Raw genomic sequence first — 769 nt, forward strand, 5'->3', positions numbered from 1 at the left:
CGCAAAAACCAACGATTACTTGTCCTGCAAATGTTACCAAAACAACAGATGCCAATTCATGTACCGCAACAGGAGTTATTTTGGGCACCCCGACGACAGCCGATAATTGCGGCGTTGCTTCAGTTACAAATAATGCACCAGGCTCATACCCAATCGGATTGACAACGGTAACGTGGACCGTAACGGACAATTCAGGAAATACAGAAACTTGTACACAGAATGTGAATATCGTAGGGCCAATGCTGGCTAAAGATGATAACGTAGCTTCATTTAATGGTTATGTAGGAGGAACGGCTGTTTCAAATGTTTTGAATAATGATCTTCTGAATTGTAATGCAGTTATTGGAAATGATGTTACTATTACATTAGCAAGTAGCTTACCTTCTGTTTTAAGTTTTAATACAAGTACAGGATCAGTAGCAGTTAACCCAAATACTCCAGCAGGAACTTATACATTTGATTATAGAATCTGTGAAAATTTAAATTCTACAAATTGTAGTACAGCTACAGTTTCAATTTCAGTAGTTGCACCATCAATCGATGCCGTTGCAGATAACCTTGGTTCTATAAACGGAAATACAGGCGGAACTACAACAGTTTCTTTAATTGCAGGTGATACCGTAAACGGAGCACAAGCCGTAATCGGAACCAATGCGGGAGATGTAAAATTAACCGTAACCACGCCAATAGCAGCAGGACTTACGATCAATACCAACGGTACTGTAACAGTTGCCGCTAACACACCGGCAGGAAGTTACAATTTAGAATA

At 39.9% G+C, this 769-nt stretch carries 1 protein-coding gene; it reads left to right on the plus strand.

Annotated elements, in window-relative coordinates:
• Nucleotides 1-769 (plus strand): HYR domain-containing protein (locus GJU43_RS22725; RefSeq protein WP_154344185.1); only part of this gene is annotated, 769 nt, incomplete at both ends.

This window comes from Flavobacterium sp. LC2016-23, from assembly GCF_009674775.1.
Taxonomy (GTDB): Bacteria; Bacteroidota; Bacteroidia; order Flavobacteriales; family Flavobacteriaceae; genus Flavobacterium.